The organism is Methylobacterium sp. WL18, assembly GCF_008040015.1.
GTDB lineage: Bacteria > Pseudomonadota > Alphaproteobacteria > Rhizobiales > Beijerinckiaceae > Methylobacterium > Methylobacterium mesophilicum.
On record NZ_VRVD01001146.1, the window covers coordinates 1 to 766 of the forward strand.

Sequence of the window (766 nt, forward strand, 5' to 3'; positions counted from 1 at the left end):
GCCTTCGCCACGAGGTCGGCGCCGCGGGCGCCGACCTCGTGGCGAAGGCCGCGGCTTCGGAAAAATTCAAGGGCCGCTCGCTCAGCGCCATGAGCCTGCCGACGCCGGCGGGCGTCAACGCCGACCGGCTCGTCGTGGTCGGGCTCGGCTCCGAGAAGGACCGGGCCAAGACCGACTGGCCGGCGCTCGGCGGCTTCACCGCCGGCAAGGTCGCGGGCCGGGCGGCCCGGGTGGTGCTCGACTGGCCGGGCACGAATGTCACCGCCGCGCAGGCCGGCGAGTTTGCGCTGGGCGCGCGCCTGCGCGTCTACGCGTTCGACCGCTACAAGACCAAGAAGAAGCCCGACGCCGAGGACAAGGGCGGCACCAAGCTCACCCTCCTGCTCGCCGAGCACGGCACCGCCTCCCGCGAGGGCGAGGGCGCCCGGACCCTGTCCGAGGGCGTGATCCTGGCGCGCGACCTCGTGAACGAGCCGCCGAACGTGCTCTTCCCGGAAGAGTTCGCTCGGCGCGCCTCGGAATTGTCGAAGCTCGGCGTCGAGATCGAGGTGATCGAGCCGGCGCGTATGCGCGAACTCGGCATGGGCGCGCTGCTCGCGGTGGCGCAGGGCTCGGTCCGCGAGCCGCGCATCGTGATCATGCACTGGAACGGCGGCCCCGCCGGCGAGGCGCCGGTCGCCTTCATCGGCAAGGGCGTGGTGTTCGATTCCGGCGGCGTCTCGATCAAGCCGGGCGGCGGCATGGAGGACATGAAGGGCGACATGGG

Annotated in this window: 1 protein-coding gene; it reads left to right on the forward strand. The window is 72.5% G+C overall.

Annotated features, from left to right (window positions below; translation table 11 throughout):
- On the forward strand, nt 1-766 hold a 766-nt coding region (locus FV228_RS31425; RefSeq protein WP_281406557.1), incomplete at both ends, for a M17 family peptidase N-terminal domain-containing protein.